20 protein-coding genes and 1 pseudogene are annotated in these 14451 nt (G+C 73.4%); 8 read left to right on the top strand and 13 right to left on the bottom strand.

The features are described from left to right. Positions 1-56 precede the first annotated feature (56 nt). The 6 genes from BJF79_RS45300 to BJF79_RS45325 all read right to left on the bottom strand — a co-directional run bounded on the left by BJF79_RS45300 (position 57) and on the right by BJF79_RS45325 (position 2568). Positions 57-272: a hypothetical protein gene (locus BJF79_RS45300; protein WP_075906845.1), complete on the bottom strand. Its 216-nt coding sequence runs from the start codon at positions 270-272 to the stop codon at positions 57-59. A gap of 13 nt (positions 273-285) precedes the next feature. Then, complete coding sequence (locus BJF79_RS45305) at positions 286-1185, bottom strand: DUF2637 domain-containing protein (RefSeq protein ID WP_083734733.1); 900 nt, start codon at positions 1183-1185, stop codon at positions 286-288. Then, positions 1182-1535 carry a hypothetical protein gene (locus tag BJF79_RS45310; protein WP_262403525.1) on the bottom strand — a complete coding sequence of 118 codons (354 nt, stop codon included), beginning with the start codon at positions 1533-1535 and terminating at the stop codon, positions 1182-1184. Before BJF79_RS45310 ends, BJF79_RS45305 begins: the two co-directional genes overlap by 4 nt. Before the next feature lie 91 nt (positions 1536-1626). Then, entirely contained in the window at positions 1627-1992 is a 366-nt protein-coding gene (locus BJF79_RS45315) for a DUF6907 domain-containing protein (protein ID WP_075906848.1), read from the bottom strand. Beyond that, positions 1989-2195 (bottom strand): hypothetical protein, encoded by a 207-nt coding sequence (locus tag BJF79_RS45320; RefSeq protein ID WP_075906849.1) that lies wholly within the window; start codon positions 2193-2195, stop codon positions 1989-1991. Before BJF79_RS45320 ends, BJF79_RS45315 begins: the two co-directional genes overlap by 4 nt. 94 nt (positions 2196-2289) lie before the next feature. Next, positions 2290-2568 (bottom strand): hypothetical protein, encoded by a 279-nt coding sequence (locus BJF79_RS45325; protein ID WP_075906850.1) that lies wholly within the window; start codon positions 2566-2568, stop codon positions 2290-2292. A gap of 576 nt (positions 2569-3144) precedes the next feature. On the opposite strand from BJF79_RS45325, the gene BJF79_RS45330 reads away from it, so the two are divergent. The 4 genes and pseudogenes from BJF79_RS45330 to BJF79_RS45345 all read left to right on the top strand — a co-directional run bounded on the left by BJF79_RS45330 (position 3145) and on the right by BJF79_RS45345 (position 6613). Beyond that, positions 3145-3816, top strand: a complete 672-nt coding sequence (locus BJF79_RS45330; RefSeq protein ID WP_075906851.1) for a CoA transferase — start codon at positions 3145-3147, stop codon at positions 3814-3816. A gap of 51 nt (positions 3817-3867) precedes the next feature. Then, positions 3868-4722 carry a helix-turn-helix transcriptional regulator gene (locus BJF79_RS45335; RefSeq protein WP_075906852.1) on the top strand — a complete coding sequence of 285 codons (855 nt, stop codon included), beginning with the start codon at positions 3868-3870 and terminating at the stop codon, positions 4720-4722. A gap of 85 nt (positions 4723-4807) precedes the next feature. Then, positions 4808-5593 carry a glucose 1-dehydrogenase gene (locus BJF79_RS45340; protein WP_075906853.1) on the top strand — a complete coding sequence of 262 codons (786 nt, stop codon included), beginning with the start codon at positions 4808-4810 and terminating at the stop codon, positions 5591-5593. Positions 5594-5606: 13 nt separating this feature from the next. Continuing rightward, positions 5607-6613: pseudogene (locus BJF79_RS45345) on the top strand (aldo/keto reductase). A gap of 75 nt (positions 6614-6688) precedes the next feature. On the opposite strand, the gene BJF79_RS45350 reads toward BJF79_RS45345, so the two are convergent. The 4 genes from BJF79_RS45350 to BJF79_RS45365 are packed head-to-tail and all read right to left on the bottom strand — an operon-like array spanning position 6689 to position 10141. Then, positions 6689-7783, bottom strand: coding sequence for an NAD(P)H-dependent flavin oxidoreductase (locus BJF79_RS45350; protein ID WP_075906854.1), 1095 nt, complete (start codon positions 7781-7783; stop codon positions 6689-6691). Continuing rightward, on the bottom strand, positions 7780-8541 hold the full coding sequence (locus BJF79_RS45355) for a CoA-transferase subunit beta (RefSeq protein WP_075906855.1): 762 nt from the start codon (positions 8539-8541) through the stop codon (positions 7780-7782). The genes BJF79_RS45350 and BJF79_RS45355 overlap by 4 nt, the downstream gene beginning before the upstream one ends. Then, positions 8541-9398 carry a CoA transferase subunit A gene (locus tag BJF79_RS45360; protein ID WP_075906856.1) on the bottom strand — a complete coding sequence of 286 codons (858 nt, stop codon included), beginning with the start codon at positions 9396-9398 and terminating at the stop codon, positions 8541-8543. Before BJF79_RS45360 ends, BJF79_RS45355 begins: the two co-directional genes overlap by 1 nt. Continuing rightward, positions 9395-10141, bottom strand: coding sequence for an enoyl-CoA hydratase family protein (locus tag BJF79_RS45365; RefSeq protein WP_075906857.1), 747 nt, complete (start codon positions 10139-10141; stop codon positions 9395-9397). The genes BJF79_RS45360 and BJF79_RS45365 overlap by 4 nt, the downstream gene beginning before the upstream one ends. 80 nt (positions 10142-10221) lie before the next feature. Between BJF79_RS45365 and BJF79_RS45370 the strand changes: the two genes are divergently transcribed. Then, positions 10222-11022 (top strand): SDR family oxidoreductase, encoded by an 801-nt coding sequence (locus BJF79_RS45370; RefSeq protein ID WP_075906858.1) that lies wholly within the window; start codon positions 10222-10224, stop codon positions 11020-11022. Further along, positions 11019-11927: an SDR family oxidoreductase gene (locus BJF79_RS45375; RefSeq protein WP_075906859.1), complete on the top strand. Its 909-nt coding sequence runs from the start codon at positions 11019-11021 to the stop codon at positions 11925-11927. The genes BJF79_RS45370 and BJF79_RS45375 overlap by 4 nt, the downstream gene beginning before the upstream one ends. A 10-nt stretch (positions 11928-11937) precedes the next feature. Here BJF79_RS45375 and BJF79_RS45380 read toward each other — a convergent pair whose 3' ends face one another. Beyond that, positions 11938-12885 (bottom strand): AraC family transcriptional regulator, encoded by a 948-nt coding sequence (locus BJF79_RS45380; protein WP_075906860.1) that lies wholly within the window; start codon positions 12883-12885, stop codon positions 11938-11940. Positions 12886-12958: 73 nt separating this feature from the next. Here BJF79_RS45380 and BJF79_RS66220 point away from each other — a divergent pair, with 73 nt between their 5' ends. Then, the gene (locus tag BJF79_RS66220) at positions 12959-13150 is read left to right on the top strand and encodes a hypothetical protein (protein ID WP_316043570.1); all 192 of its coding nucleotides are present in this window, start codon (positions 12959-12961) and stop codon (positions 13148-13150) included. Beyond that, the gene (locus tag BJF79_RS45385; protein ID WP_316043571.1) at positions 13147-13803 is read left to right on the top strand and encodes an NAD(P)H-binding protein; all 657 of its coding nucleotides are present in this window, start codon (positions 13147-13149) and stop codon (positions 13801-13803) included. Before BJF79_RS66220 ends, BJF79_RS45385 begins: the two co-directional genes overlap by 4 nt. Here the strand turns inward: BJF79_RS45385 and BJF79_RS45390 are convergent. Beyond that, a complete protein-coding gene (locus BJF79_RS45390; protein ID WP_075906861.1) occupies positions 13788-14174 on the bottom strand; it encodes a lytic transglycosylase domain-containing protein in 387 nt (128 codons plus the stop codon). The two genes, BJF79_RS45385 and BJF79_RS45390, sit on opposite strands and share 16 nt — an antisense overlap. A 26-nt stretch (positions 14175-14200) precedes the next feature. Further along, positions 14201-14451: hypothetical protein (locus BJF79_RS56755; RefSeq protein WP_262403526.1), on the bottom strand; the 251-nt coding region annotated here is incomplete at its 5' end.

Consider the following 14451-nt stretch of genomic DNA (forward strand, 5'->3'; position numbering starts at 1 on the left):
CCGGGCATGCGGAAGGCCCCGCCGGTCGGTCGACCAGCGGGGCCCCACGGTGGCGGTCAGGCCGCCGGGAAGACGAACAACTCCTCGCCGGTGCCGCGGCGCCACACCCGGATCCGGAACCCGTCACCGGCGACGTCGGCGCGGGTCAGGGCGTCGCGGAACAGGCCGCGCTTGTCCGCCGGGTCGGACGGGTCGACGGCGGAGGTGTACCGGTCACCGACCGGGGTCCCGTCTCGGGTGAGCTGCAGGTCGACGAGCTGACGCTTGGCCATGATCGGATCCTTCCTAAGCGCTCTTGCTGAGCGCCTCTCTGATGACCTGGGCACGCGGGTGCCCGACCTTGATTTCCTGCCGGATCGATCGGATTGAGGGGGTGCGACCGCCCGCGATCATGTCGGCGAAGTGGTCGCGGGCGGTCGCGATCACCTGTTCCAACTCGGGATCGGTCTCGGGACCGGTCGCACCCGAACCGGGTTCGGTGGTCTCGTCGTCGGCTTCGCCGGGGCCGGTGGTCGCGACCACCGAGAGACCGGTCGCGACCGGTTCCGGGGCGGTCTCGGGGGACCGGTCCCCGTCCGGTACACCGGTCGCGACCGCCGGAACCGGGTCGCGACCGGTGGTCGCGGTGAGCCACGCGAGACCGGGATCACCCGTGACCGGTCCCGTGATCGCCGGGGGAGTGGTCGCGACCGTGTCCCACAACTCCAGACCGGCCGGGGCCGTCTCGTCCCACGGTTCCGCGACCGCCTCCGTGACCGGTTCCGCCTGCTCGTCAGGGACCGGGACCGGGTCGGTCTTGCGGCTCTTGCGCATCTCACCGATGACCAGGTGGAAGCACCCCGCCGCGACCACCGCGGGCCATCCGGCGACCAGCGCCCCCGCCCACTGGTGCTCAACGCCGTGCGCGATGTTCCCGGCGAGGGTCGCGCCGATCCCCGCGAACAGCATCAGCCACGCCAGGATCGGGGACCGGTCCCCCCGGCGGGCGGCGGTCACGATCACCAGCGAGCACGCCAGGATCAGACCGTCGACCGTGATCGGGAGGACCGCCGCGGGTAGACCGCTCTCGCCCTGGTCGGTCGCGAGGTCGTACAGGTGCCCGTACGACACCCCGACCGCGATCACGGTCACGACCGTCAGGGACAAGATCAGCCCCCACCGGATCGCCTTCTCCCCAAGAGTCAAGACCGGGCCTCCTCCGTGATCGCGGTCGCGAGGTCAACCGCGTTCTGAACCGCGCCCGCGAGACCGTCCGCACCGGTCGCCCGCAGCGTCGCCACGAACGTGACCGCTTCGGGGACCGACAGCGACAGCGGCTCGGTGTGCTCCCCGTCGGGGGAGTTGTGGAACACCATCACCCGCGGCGCTTCGTCGTGGTTCGGGTAGAACACCGTCCCGCCGTCCCGCCACGGCGTGACCGCCTTCACCTGCCATACGTCCACCGCGATGATCTCGTCGTCGCCGAGGAAGGCGCGGGCGACGTCCCGCCCGTGAAGGACCCGCTCGGCGCCCGGCTTCTGCTCGCAGCCGCCCACGCACCAGGCCACGGTGGAGCAGCCGGCCGGGCGGGTGAAGTCGTCGAGCTCCCACTCGACGCCCCGCGGGCGGTCTCGATGATCGTGTACGTCACCGGTCGTCCCCTTCCAGAACGCGTTGAGCGGCGGCGAGCACTTCCCACAGGTGCTGGTGCAGCGCCGCGGCTTCCTCGAGCGTCATGTGAACCGAGTCGTTCCAGGTCGACAGCACCACCCGCGGCCCGACCTCGCGCGGTTCCTGCTCGAGGAACGCGTAGACGGTCATGAGCTGCGCGGTGGGGTCGGTGTTGCCGTCGGCCTGGTGCAGCGTCAGGGGCACGCCCGGCATGGTCCTCGGCGCGATCGGGTCGGAGCTGCAGCCCCGGTTGACCGGCGCGTCCAGGTGGCCGTGGGGCAGGACGCACCAGTCGGGGCACGCCTCCGACTGCCAGATGCGCTTGGTCTGGTCGGCGCTCACTGGGCACCCCCGGTCATGACACGCAGCGCGGGACGGCGCCGCACCGGGCCGCCCTCGAGCCGCTCGACCAGGTCCCACAGCGGCGACGGGTCGTCACGGTAGGAGTCGTCCGGCTCGGGCAGCGACGCGGGCCGCTCGTACGCGGTCGCCGAAACGGTGACGCCGGCGAACATGCCGCCCTGCTCGATGGTGCGGACGGACACGTCGCGCCGGTGATGCCGTGCTCCTCGAGCAACGCCGCGATCCCGGCGGACAGCGCGGCCGTGTCGAGCACGGGCCGCTCCGGCATGAGCGCGGTCATCGGCCCGCCTCCCCGTCCTTGGTGACGTAGTCGACGGGGTGGCGGTCCAGGCTCTTGCGCATCGCCCGCACCACCGCGCCGACGTTCGGGTTGGTGTCGTCGACCAGGTAGTCGAGGTGGGCCAGGATCCGGGACGTGTTGTCGGTGCGGAGCCGCTGCCGCTTGTCGGCGTCCTCGGCGGTCGCGGCGGCCTGCGGCAGGTCGAGCGCCTCACGGAACAGCGCGAGCAACTCGCGCGTCTCGGCCGTGAGGCCGTTCGTGGGAACATTCCCCATGGGTTCGGATTCCTTCCAGCGAGGTTCCGGATCAAGGGCTCGGCCGGCGCTGCAATCGCCGTCCGGGCCCGCTTCTTTCGGGGCGCCCGCAGGGGCGGTTGGTTAGATGCACCTCCTTAACCGTGTATGAACACAGTAAGCAGAAACCTTGTATGAACACAAGGGGCTTGGCAGAATTCGTGTCCATACACGAGATGAGGGAGCCATGACCGAAGAGAGCAAGCACAGCCGACCGCGGCCCATCCGCATGCCAGAAGCCATGTGGGAAGGCGTACGGGCGCGTCTGCGAACGCCTCGATACCGACCGTGCCAGGCGAACGCTCGACCACATCCGCGCGGACATCAAGGCGCACGGCGACGAGCAAGACCTCGCAGACCTGGCAGCAGCCGAGGACGAACTAGCGGTACGTCGAGCACGGAAGGGTGGTCGGCCAAGCGGCGCCTGATCCTGTTCCGGCTCTGTTCCGTCCGAAGCGATCAGAAGCGAGTATTTGCGAGTAGTTCCGGAGACAAGGAAGGCCAGGTCAGAACGCGTGTCGCGCGAGTCGTTGCAGGTCACCAACTTGTGCCGGATAGATGTACGCGTTCTCGGGCGTGCTCGCGGCGCTCGTCCGGCGCGGGACGACCGGGGCGGGCGCGTCGGTCGAGGTGAGCATGTTCGACGCGGTCGCCGAGTGGATGAGCCAGCCGATGTACACGACGCTCTACACGGGGGCGGCGCCGCCGCGCGCCCGGCTGAGCCATCCGGTGATCGCGCCCTACGACGCCTACCCCACGGCCGACGGCGTCGACGTCGTCATCGGCGTGCAGAGCGATCCGGGGTGGGCGGCGCTCGCCACCGGCGTGCTCGACCGTCCGGACCTGGTGGCCGACCCCGACTACGCGACGAACATGGCGCGCGTCCGCAACCGGGAGAAGGTCGACGCGCTGGTCGCGTCCGTCACCTCGCGGCTCGGCCGGGACGAGCTGCTGCGGCGACTGGACGGGGCGGGCGTGCCGAACGCGACGCTGAACGACGGGCACGGGCTGGTCGCCCATCCGCAGCTCGCCGAGCGGGACCGCTGGCGGGACGTCGGGTCCCCGGTGGGGGACATCCGGGCGCTGCTGCCGCCGATCACCCTCGCCGGGGCCGAACCGCGGATGGACCCGGTCCCGGCGCACGGCGAGCACACCGACGCGGTCCTCGCCGAGCTGGGCCGCGACGCCGGGACGGTCGCCCGGCTGCGCGCCGCCGGAGTCGTCGGTTAGCGTCGCGCGGCTCCGCCTGCGATCCGGGCGCGCGGTCGATATCGTGACGGTATGCCCGTTACGTCCGCCGGCGGTGACCGCCGCCGCGCCGAACTGCGCGACTTCCTGCGCACCCGCCGCGCCCGGGTGACGCCCGCCGACGTCGGGATGCCGTCCGGAGGGCGGCGCCGGACGCCCGGCCTGCGCCGCGAGGAGGTCGCGGTCCTCGCCGGGGTCGGGGTGTCCTGGTACACGTGGCTCGAACAGGGCCGCGACATCAAGGTGTCCGAGGACGTCCTGGACGCGGTCTCCCGCGCGCTGCGGCTCGACGCCGCCGAACGCGAGCACCTCTACCTGCTGGCCGGGCTGAACCCGCCGCGCGCGGCCGCGGGCCCGGCCGTCCCGGTCACGCCGGAGCTGCGGCGGCTGCTGGACGCGTGGTCGCCGCGCCCCGCCTACATCCGCCAGCGGCACTGGAACCTCGTCGCGATCAACGACGCGGCGCGCGCGGTGTTCGGGTACGGCGACACCGACCACAACTGCCTGGTCACGTTCTTCACCAGCGTGCGCTACCGCGAGCAGCACATGCACTGGGAGGCGGCGGCCCCGGACGTGGTGAGCAGGTTCCGCGCCGACGCCGCCCGCTATCCCGACGACCCCGAGTTCGACCGGATCGTCGCGGACCTGACGGCCGTCAGCCCGGAGTTCGCCGAACTGTGGGCGCGGCACGAGGTGAGCGCGGGGAAGCAGGCGATCAAGAGCGTCCGGCATCCGGAGGCCGGGGAGATGGTGTTCGAGGCGACGCTGCTGCCGCTGGCGGACCGTCCCGGCCAGGACCTCGTGCTGCACAACCCCCGCCCCGGGACCGGCACCATGGAGCGCCTCGAACGCCTCATGGCCCGGCGGGGCCTGGCCGCCGCGAGCTGAGGGCGGCCGGAGCGAAGGTGGTGGTGGCACAACCACGATAAACGGACTCTGTCTCGCCTTCCCGGACTCCGGCAGCATCATCGGCATGACGGACAACGAACGTTTCACCGGCAAGGTCGCGCTGATCACGGGCGGGACGAGCGGCATGGGCCTGGCGGTCGCGCGGCGGCTGCTGGAGGAGGGGGCGCGGGTGGTCATCACCGGCCGCGACCAGGGACGCCTGGACGCCGCCGCCAAGGAACTGGACGGTGCCGGACCGGACGGTGCCGGACCGGACGCGGGGGAGCGGATCCTCGCCGTCCGCGCCGACGCGGGCAGCCTCCCCGACCTGGACGCGCTGATGGACACCGTCCGGGAGCGGCACGGACGCCTGGACGTCGTGTTCGCCAACGCGGGGACCGGCACGTTCGGCCCGACCGCCGACATCACCGAAGCCGACTTCGACCACAGCGTGGACGTCAACTTCAAGGGCGTCTACTTCACGATCCAGAAGGCGCTGCCGCTGCTGTCCGGCGACGCCTCGATCGTCGTCAACGCCTCCTGGACGCTGCACCGGGGCCTGCCGATCGCGTCGCTGTACTCGGCGACGAAGGCCGCCGTGCAGAGCCTGGCGCGCACCCTCGCCGCCGAGCTCGGACCGCGCGGCGTCCGGGTGAACTCGGTCAGCCCCGGCTACATCGACACGCCGATGTTCCGCGGCGCCGTCCCCGCCGACGAGGTCGAGGGGAACCGGGCGCAGGTGGCGTCCGGCCGCATCGGGACGCCGGAGGAGATCGCGGGCGCCGTCGCGTTCCTCGCCTCGGCGGACGCCGCGTACGTCAACGGCCAGGACCTGATCGTGGACGGCGGCCTCGTCGCCGCCGTCGCCTGACGAAGGGGAGAACATGAGGAAGCGCGATTTCGCGGGCACGCCGGTCGGCGCCGTCGGCCTGGGATGCATGGGGATGAGCTGGGCGTACACCGAGTCCGAGCGGGACGACGACGCGTCCGCGGCACTGATCCGCGCGGCGCTCGACCTCGGGGTCACCTTCCTCGACACCGCCCAGCCCTACGGCGACGGCCACAACGAGACGCTCGTCGGCCGCGCGCTGGCGGGGCGGCGGGACGAGGCGGTGCTCGCCACCAAGACCGGCCTGATCGTCGAGGACCTCGCGTCCCGCCGGATCTTCCGGCGGGGCACGCCCGAGCACGTCAAGTCGTCCGCCGAGGAGAGCCTGCGCCGCCTGGGCACCGACGTCATCGACCTGTACTACCTGCACCGCGTCGACCCGGCGGTGCCGCTCGCCGACACCTGGGGCGCGATGGCGGAACTGGTCGCCGAGGGGAAGGTCCGCCGCCTGGGCCTGTCGGAGGTGACGGTCGCGCAGGCCGCCGAGGCGCACGCGGTCCACCCCGTCGCGGCCGTCCAGTCGGAGCTGTCGCTGCGGACGCGCGACGCGCTGGGCGCCCCCGGCGGCAGCGCGGGCGACGCGAGCGACGGGGCCGGGGGCGCGGGCGAGGCCGGCGACGTCGTCGGCTGGTGCGCGCGCAACGGCGCCGCGTTCGTCCCGTTCTCGCCGCTCGGCCGGGGCTTCCTGACCGGGACGGTCACCAGCGCGGACTTCGAGGACACCGACTTCCGCGCCGGCAACCCCCGCTTCCAGGAGGAGGCGCTCAAGGCGAACCTGCGGATCGTCGACACGGTCAAGGAGGTCGCGGCGCGGCACGGCGCCACGCCCGCGCAGGTCGCGATCGCCTGGACGCTCGCGCAGGGCGACCACGTGATCCCGATCCCCGGCACGAAGAAGCCGCACTACCTGCGCGACAACGCGGGCGCGCCGACCTGGACCTCACCGCGGCGGACCTGGCCGACCTCGACGCGCTCCCCACGGCGGTGGGCGGCCGGTACTGAACCCGCGAACGGACGCACGGCGCGCACCTCGGGCGAGGTGCGCGCCGTGCGTCCGCGGAACGGGGAGGGCGCGTCCTAACGCACCAGGCACGCCTGCTGTGCGGCGATCGCCTCGGCGGCCTGCGCGACGATGTCGCCGATCAGGTCCGCGCAGCTCGGCAGGTCGTCGATCACGCCCACAACCTGCCCGGACGCCATCACGCCGAGGTCGGGGCGGCCGTCCACCATCGCCGCCTTCAGCAGCATCGGCGTGTTGGCCGCCATCAGCACCTGCGACCACGACAGGTCCTTGCCGTGCTTCATCGCCTTGCCGTCGGCGACCATCTCGCGCCACGACATCCCGGACAGCTTCTTGAACCGGGCGCCGTTGCGCAGCGCCCGCACCAGCCCGCCGACCCGGCCGGACGACTCCAGGTCGTCCACGAGCTCGCTGCGCAGCACCCGGTGCGGCATCCCGTCCACCTGCCGGGTCACCACGGTGTCGCCGGTCTTCAGGTAGACCTGCTTGACCGCGTCGGGCACGGAGCTGTCGGAGGTCAGCAGGAACCGGGTGCCCATCGCCACGCCCGCCGCCCCGTACGACAGCGCCGCCGCGAGGCCGCGCCCGTCGAAGAAGCCGCCCGCGGCGATCACCGGGATGTCGACCGCGTCCACGACCTGCGGGAGCAGCAGCGTCGTCGCGACGGCGCCGGTGTGCCCGCCGCCCTCGCCGCCCTGCACCAGCACCGCGTCCGCGCCCCACCCGGCGACCTTCTCGGCGTGCCGCCGCGCGCCCACCGACGGGATCACCACGAGCCCGGCGTCCTTGAGCTTGGCGATCAGCTCCTTCTTCGGGGCGAGCGCGAACGAGGCGACCTTCACGCCCTCCTTGATGAGGAGGTCGATGCGGTCGCCCGCGTCGCCCGCGTCGGCCCGCAGGTTGACGCCGAACGGCGCGTCCGTCCGGTCCTTGACCTCGCCGATCGCCGTCGCGAGCTGGTCGAGCGTCATCGTCGCCGACGCCAGGATCCCGAGGCCGCCCGCGTTCGCCACCGCCGTCACCAGGCGCGGCCCGGCCACCCAGCCCATGCCGGTCTGGACGACCGGATGCCGGACCCCGGTCAGCCGCGTCAGCGGGGTGTCGAGGACCTGCCCGCCGCCGTTCGCGGTCCCGCTCCCGGTCTCGCTCACGAGCGCGCCTCGGACGGGACCTCGCGCTCGCGCAGGCCCTTCGGGTCGAGCACCTCGCGCATGATCCGCAGCTCCTCGGCGTCGGGCAGGCGCGTCTGCGGGACGGCGTCCGGGACGGCGAGCTCGAACCCGGTCGCGGCGACGACGTCGTCGACGGACACGCCGGGGTGCACCGACTTCAGCCGCATGCGCCGGTCGGGGGTGTCGAAGTCGAGCACCGCCAGGTTCGTCACCACGGCGCGGATCTCGTGCGCGCCGCGATCCGTGCCGACGCCGCTGACCATGTCGACCTCGTCGGTGAACACGCGCGTCGAGTGCTTGGGCACCCAGTAGCTCGTCGGGTTCAGCAGCGTGTTTCCCGGCCCGCCGCGCACCCCGAGCAGCTGCCGGGACGGCCGCGCCCAGTCGCCGATGCAGGAGATGTTCGTGTTGCCGTACCGGTCGATCTGGCTCGGGCCCATGATCACGTGGCGGCGCCCGTTCAGCACCAGCCACAGGTGGTCGCGGAACGGCAGCCAGCCCTCGACGGCGTCCGCCGCCGCGCCCAGCGGGACGGGCCCGGCGCTCAGCGACGGGCCGCCGTCGGTCGTCAGCAGGTCCGGCTCGAACGTCGACCGGGCCAGCCGGGACCCCAGCATCGGGACGAATCCGGCGACCGCCGCCGCCACGATCTCCCCGTCGCCGCGGAACAGCTCCGCGCAGGCGACCGCGCAGACCTCCGCGCGCGTCGCGTCCGTTGCTTGCGTGGTGGTCGCCATCACTTCTCCTCCCGCCAGGCCCGGACGGCGTCCTGGTAGGCGTTCTCGTCACCGGACAGGAACCGGTCGCGGAACGCCGCCCACTGCTCCGGATCGGCCGCCGACTTCGCGTACAGCTTCTGGAACGCCTCGTCCCTGCCGTGGTCGGGCGCGCAGTCGGTGAAGTGCGCCCCGTTCGGCGTCTCCACGACGCCGGCGACGTGCGCCCGGCTGATCAGCAGCGACTGCGGCGGGCCCTCCTTGGCGAAGTCCGCGGTGTCGACGAGCCGCTCGCACGACACGTACGTCCGGTCCGCGGCCTTGGCGAACAGGTCGTCCATGTACGGGTCGGGACCGAGGTACTGGGCGTTGCCGCGGGCGTCGGCGCGGTTCATGTGGACGAGCGCCGCGTCCATCGTCAGGGCCGGGACGGCGACCAGCTCGGTCGCGTCCTCGTACGGCGACCGGACCGTCTTCAGCCCGGGGTTGATCTTCATGACGTCCGAGCCGAGCCCGACCGGGGTGGGCAGGAACGGCAGCCGGTGCGCCGCCGCGTACAGCCCGAACATGAACATGCCCTCGTCGTACTCGGTCAGCTCGATCGCGCCGGACTGGCGCGCCTGCCGGAAGTGCGGTTCGAGGGGGATCGAGTCCATCGTCACGAACGCCGTGACGAGCCGCCGCACCTTCCCGGCGGCGCACAGCAGCCCGACGTCCGGGCCGCCGTAGGACACGACCGTGAGGTCGGTCAGCGGCGACCGGCAGATCGCGCGGACGAGCGCCATCGGCTTGCGCCGCGATCCCCAGCCGCCGATGCCGATCGTCATGCCGCTCTCCAGCGACCCGACGATCTCCTCGATCGTCAGCACCTTGCTCATTTCGCCCCCTTGCTGACAAAGGCGTCACGGTGCTCGTCGCCCGCGCCGACGAGGTTCAGTTCGAAGGTGAGGCCCTGCTCGAACCGATAGCTGCGCTTCACGTCGACCGGGTCGATGCCGTTCAGCGACTCCTTCGCGCGCCGGATGACGTACCGGTCCTTGGCGGCGATGTTCGCGGCGACCTCCAGGGCCTTGGCGCGCAGCCCGTCCGCCGGGACGACCTCCAGCACCGACCCGTGGTGGTGCAGTTCGGCTGCCGTGACGTTGCGGCACGTGTAGACCATCGCCCGCATCAGGTGCTGCGGGACGAGCCGCGCCAGGTGCGTCGCGGCGCCGAGCGCCCCGCGGTCCACCTCCGGCAGCCCGAAGTAGGCGTCGTCGGACGCGACGACGATGTCGGCGTTGCCCGCCAGCCCGATCCCGCCGCCCAGGCAGAACCCGTGCACCGCGGCGATCACCGGGACCTCGCAGTCGTAGACGGCCGCGAACGCCGCGTAGCAGCCCCGGTTGGCGCCCACCAGCGCGGTGTGCCCCTCCGTGGACTGCATCTCCTTGATGTCGACGCCCGCGTTGAAGCCGCGGCCCTCGGCGCGGAGCACGACGGCCCCCACCTGCGGGTCCCGTCCGGCCGCGAGGACCGCGTCGGCCAGCTCGTGCCAGCCCGCCACGGTCAGCGCGTTGACCGGCGGCGCGGCCACGACGATCTCTGCGACCCCGTCCCGGGTCGTGGTGGAGACTCCCATGCGCTACCTTTCCACCAAACATTTGTTAGAACTGACCGTAGCAGAGGTGCAAAAGGAGGCGGGATGCCCGAGGTGGTGGGATGTCACTGACACTGGACCTGAGCGGAAAGACCGTCGTGGTCACCGGAGGCGTGCGCGGGGTCGGCGCGGGCATCAGCCGCGCCTTCCTGGCGGCGGGCGCCGACGTGGTGGCGGTCGGGCGGCGCGACCCGGACGCGCTCCCCGAGGCGGACGGGCGCACGGCCCGGTTCGTCTCGCTGGACGTGCGCAAACCGGAGCCGGTCGAGGAGTTCATGAACGGCCTCGACCGCGTCGACGTGCTCGTCAACAACGCGGGCGGCGGGCCCTTCCTGCGCCTCGCGGACGGGGAACTGCGCACCCATGCCAAGATCATCGAGCTGAACCTGACCGCCCCGCTGCTGATGGCGCGGGCCGCCTACCCGCGGATGCGCGAGCTGGGCACCGGCGGCTCGGTGATCAACATCGGCAGCGTGAGCGGCGTGCGGCCCTCGCCCGGCACCTCCGCGTACGGCGCCGCGAAGGCGGGCCTGCACAGCCTCACCCGGTCCCTGGCCGTCGAGTGGGCGCCGCACGTCCGGGTGAACACGCTGATCCTCGGCATGATCCGGACCGAGACCGCCCACCTGCACTACGGCGACGAGGAAGGGATCGCGGCGATCGGCCGCACCGTCCCGATGGGTCGGCTCGGCACCCCCGACGAGGTCGGCGGCGCCTGCGTCTACCTCGCCTCCGACCTGGCCTCCTACGTCACCGGCACCGAGATGCTGCTGCACGGCGGGGGAGAACGTCCCGCGTTCCTGGACGCCGCCACCGTGAACAAGGACGAGAACACCGGCGCGAACGAGAAGGAGACACGATGATCTGCACGGACCGCGTCGTCGCCGTCACCGGGGCCGGTCGCGGCCTCGGCCGCGCGCACGCCCTGGAATTCGCCCGGCAGGGCGCCCTCGTCGTCGTCAACGACCTCGGCGTCGCCCGCGACGGCAGCGGGGACGCCGCCGACGGCCCCGCGCAGGAGGTCGTCCGGGAGATCGAGGCGCTCGGCGGGAAGGCCGTCGCCAGCACCGACGACATCGCCACCGACGCGGGCGCCGCCGCCCTCGTCGGCACCGCCGTCGAGACGTTCGGGCGGCTGGACGTCCTGGTGAACAACGCCGGGTTCCTGCGCGACCGGATGCTCGTCAACCTCTCCGAGGACGAGTGGGACGCGGTCATGCGCGTCCACCTCAAGGGCCACTTCCTGCCGCTCAAGCACGCGGGCCTGCACTGGCGCGCCGAGAGCAAGGCGGGCCGTCCCGTCGACGGCCGGGTGATCAACACCTCGTCGGGCGCCGGGCTGCTCGGCAGCGTCGGCCAGGGCAACTACTCGGCGGCCAAGGCCGGGATCGTCGGGCTCACCCTCGTCGCGTCCGCCGAGCTGGGCCGCTACGGGGTGACGGTCAACGCGATCGCGCCCGCCGCCCGCACCCGCATGACCGAGCAGGTCTTCGCGCAGACGATGGCCGCCCCCGCCGAGGGCGAGTTCGACGCGATGGCCCCCGAGAACGTGTCCCCGCTGGTCGTCTGGCTCGGCTCCGCCGGGTCCCGGGACGTCACCGGGCGCGTCTTCGAGGTCGAGGGCGGCAAGATCTGCGTGATGGACGCCTTCCGGCACGGCCCCACCGCGGACAAGGGCGCCCGCTGGGACGCCGCCGAGGTCGGCGAGGTCGTCACCGGCCTCCTCGCGAAGGCCCCCGACCCCGAACCCGTCTACGGCGCGTCCTGAGCCCGGACGGTCAGGCGTTCGCGGCGTCGCGCAGCACGCTGCTCGGCGCGGCGCCGCGAACCCGCTTGAACGCGTTGCTGAAGGCGAACCCGTCGGCGTACCCGACGCGCCGCGCCACGGACGCGACCGTCGCGCCGGGCTCGCGAAGCAGGTCGGCGGCCAGCGTCATCCGCCATTCGGTGAGGTAGGCCAGCGGCGGGCGGCCGACCAGCTCGGCGAACCGCCGCGCGAACACCGCCCGCGACTGCCCCGCCTCGGCCGCCAGCTCCGCCACCGTCCACGGACGTGCGGGACTCTCGTGCAGCATCCGCAGCGCGCGCCCGACGTGCGGGTCGCCGAGCGCCCGGTACCCTGCGGGCGATTCGGCGTCCGGCCGCGCGAACCACGCGCGCAGCGCCCGCACCAGCAGCATGTCCAGCAGCCGGTCCAGGATGATCTGCTGCCCCGGCTCCTCCCGCGCGACCTCGACGCCCAGCAGCTCCAGCAGCGCCGCGAACTCCGGCCGCGCCGGGACGACCGCCAGCGCCGGCAGCGCCTCCAGCAGCCGCTCGGACACGTCGCCGCGCATCGGGTACTCGGCGGTGACGTACAGGTCCGACCCGTCCGGCACGAGCCCGTACGTGCGGGGGCCGAGCCGGAAGTTGTGCCCGGCCGTCGCCGGTCCTCCGTCGGTCGCGTAGCAGCGGTCGGCGTCCAGCACCACGATCTCCGGCTCGGCGCCGGGCCGGTCTCCGGCGACGACCGGGGCGCCGCCCCGGACCAGCACGATGTCGCCCTCCCCGATCCGCACCGGCTCCGCGCCGCCGCGGGCGATCCAGCCGACGCCCCGCAGCATCGTGCCGAGCGACAGCGGCGCGGGCGCCTCGAACCGCACGGCCCACGGCGGCCGGGCCACGGAACGGCAGTACACGGCCCCGCGGGCCCGTACCCCCGCCAGCAGGTCGTCCAGAAGGTCCATGGTGAGACGATCTCACATGCGATCGAGACGCGTGGCCATGGAACGTCTCACCGTGCGCTGGTGTGCTGTTCCCATGACCGATACACCGATCCTCGTGCTCGGCGCCCGCGGCAAGACCGGCCGCCGCGTCACCGCCCGCCTGACCGACCTCGGCGTCCCCGTCCGCGCCGCGTCCCGCTCGACCGGGACGCGCTTCGAGTGGGCCGACCGGGCCACCTGGGGTCCCGCGCTGGACGCGCCGGCGCCGTCTACCTCGTCCCGATGAACGAGAGCGTCGACCAGGACGCCGTCGCGGAGTTCGCGCGCGCCGCCGTCGCGGCGGGCGTCCGGCGGCTCGTGCTGCTCGCGGCGCGTGGTGTGGACGGCGCGCCGCAGCCCGCGCAGGAGCCCGCCGAACGCGCCGTCCGAGAATCCGGGGCGGAGTGGACGATCCTGCGCCCGGCCTGGTTCGCGCAGAACTTCAGCGAGGACTTCTTCCACGGCCCGCTGATGGCGGGCGAGCTCGCGCTGCCCACCGGCGAGGGACGCGAGGCGTTCGTGGACGCCGCGGACATCGCCGACGTCGCCGTCGCCGCGCTCACCGGCGCCGGGCACGCGGGGGAGATCTACGAGCTGTCCGGGCCGGAACCGCTGCCGTTCCGCACCGCCGCCAAGATGATCGCGGAGGCGTCGGGGCGCGAGATCCGGTACACGCCGCTGGAGGTGCCGGAGTTCACCGCGCTCGTGGAGTCGCAGGGCGTGCCGCCGGCCTTCGCCGCGATGCTGGCCGGCCTGCTGGCGGACCTCCGCGAGGGCGCGGGCGACCGGGTCGGCGACGGCGTCCGGCGCGCGCTCGGGCGGGAGCCCCGGCCGTTCGCGGAGTACGTGAAGGAGGCGGCCGCCGCGGGGGCCTGGGCACCGGATCAGCGCGGACGGTAGTCGTCCAGGTACCGGCGGACCCTGGCGGCGTACGCCCGGTACTCCGCCGGGACGCCGCCCGCCTCGACCACCGTCCTGGACGAGGTGCGGTACGTGGCGGCCAGGTTCAGCGCGGGATCGCCCGGGACCCCCTCCAGGTCCTTGCCCCAGTAGCAGAGGAACCGGCCCATCGCCGGGATCGACAGCTCCGGCGTGATCTCCTCCGGCCGGGGCTCGGGATTGTCGAGCCCGCCCGGCTGCCAGTGCACCAGGACGTGCGGCGTCCAGCGGGCGATGCCGTACTCGTCCTTCGCCGGGTCCGCCAGATGGGGGTCGAAGCCGCTCTCCGCCTTGAGCATCGCGGCGATCAGCGCCGGGCTGAGGCCCGGCATGTCGCACCACCGCCCGGCCTCGACGATCAGGTCGCGGTACTCCGCCGGGACGTCGGACCGGCCCGCAGCAGGCGCCCCTCGGCGGCGGTGACGGGCTCGCCGCCGCCCGTCCCGCCGACCAGCCAGTACACGGCCCCGGCGGTGAGGGCGCAGGCCAGCGCGCCCGCCCCGACGAGTGCGCCCCGGCGCGGCCGCCGCCGGGGAGGCTCGCCCGGACGGGTCGGCGGCGCGTCCGCGCGGCTCACCGCGGCGGCGACCGGGAGCGCCGCGCCCGGCG

It is taken from the genome of Actinomadura sp. CNU-125, assembly GCF_001942465.1.
Lineage (GTDB): Bacteria > Actinomycetota > Actinomycetes > Streptosporangiales > Streptosporangiaceae > Spirillospora.

What these genes read in the sequence shown, in the direction of transcription:
- BJF79_RS45300 (WP_075906845.1), bottom strand. Translation starts at nt 272, where the DNA reads ATGGCCAAGCGTCAGCTCGTCGACCTGCAGCTCACCCGAGACGGGACC.
- BJF79_RS45325 (WP_075906850.1), bottom strand. Translation starts at nt 2,568, where the DNA reads ATGGGGAATGTTCCCACGAACGGCCTCACGGCCGAGACGCGCGAGTTG.
- BJF79_RS45330 (WP_075906851.1), top strand. Translation starts at nt 3,145, where the DNA reads ATGTACGCGTTCTCGGGCGTGCTCGCGGCGCTCGTCCGGCGCGGGACG.
- BJF79_RS45335 (WP_075906852.1), top strand. Translation starts at nt 3,868, where the DNA reads ATGCCCGTTACGTCCGCCGGCGGTGACCGCCGCCGCGCCGAACTGCGC.
- BJF79_RS45340 (WP_075906853.1), top strand. Translation starts at nt 4,808, where the DNA reads ATGACGGACAACGAACGTTTCACCGGCAAGGTCGCGCTGATCACGGGC.
- BJF79_RS45355 (WP_075906855.1), bottom strand. Translation starts at nt 8,541, where the DNA reads ATGGCGACCACCACGCAAGCAACGGACGCGACGCGCGCGGAGGTCTGC.
- BJF79_RS45360 (WP_075906856.1), bottom strand. Translation starts at nt 9,398, where the DNA reads ATGAGCAAGGTGCTGACGATCGAGGAGATCGTCGGGTCGCTGGAGAGC.
- BJF79_RS45365 (WP_075906857.1), bottom strand. Translation starts at nt 10,141, where the DNA reads ATGGGAGTCTCCACCACGACCCGGGACGGGGTCGCAGAGATCGTCGTG.
- BJF79_RS45370 (WP_075906858.1), top strand. Translation starts at nt 10,222, where the DNA reads ATGTCACTGACACTGGACCTGAGCGGAAAGACCGTCGTGGTCACCGGA.
- BJF79_RS45375 (WP_075906859.1), top strand. Translation starts at nt 11,019, where the DNA reads ATGATCTGCACGGACCGCGTCGTCGCCGTCACCGGGGCCGGTCGCGGC.
- BJF79_RS45380 (WP_075906860.1), bottom strand. Translation starts at nt 12,885, where the DNA reads ATGGACCTTCTGGACGACCTGCTGGCGGGGGTACGGGCCCGCGGGGCC.
- BJF79_RS66220 (WP_316043570.1), top strand. Translation starts at nt 12,959, where the DNA reads ATGACCGATACACCGATCCTCGTGCTCGGCGCCCGCGGCAAGACCGGC.
- BJF79_RS45385 (WP_316043571.1), top strand. Translation starts at nt 13,147, where the DNA reads ATGAACGAGAGCGTCGACCAGGACGCCGTCGCGGAGTTCGCGCGCGCC.
- BJF79_RS45390 (WP_075906861.1), bottom strand. Translation starts at nt 14,174, where the DNA reads ATGCCGGGCCTCAGCCCGGCGCTGATCGCCGCGATGCTCAAGGCGGAG.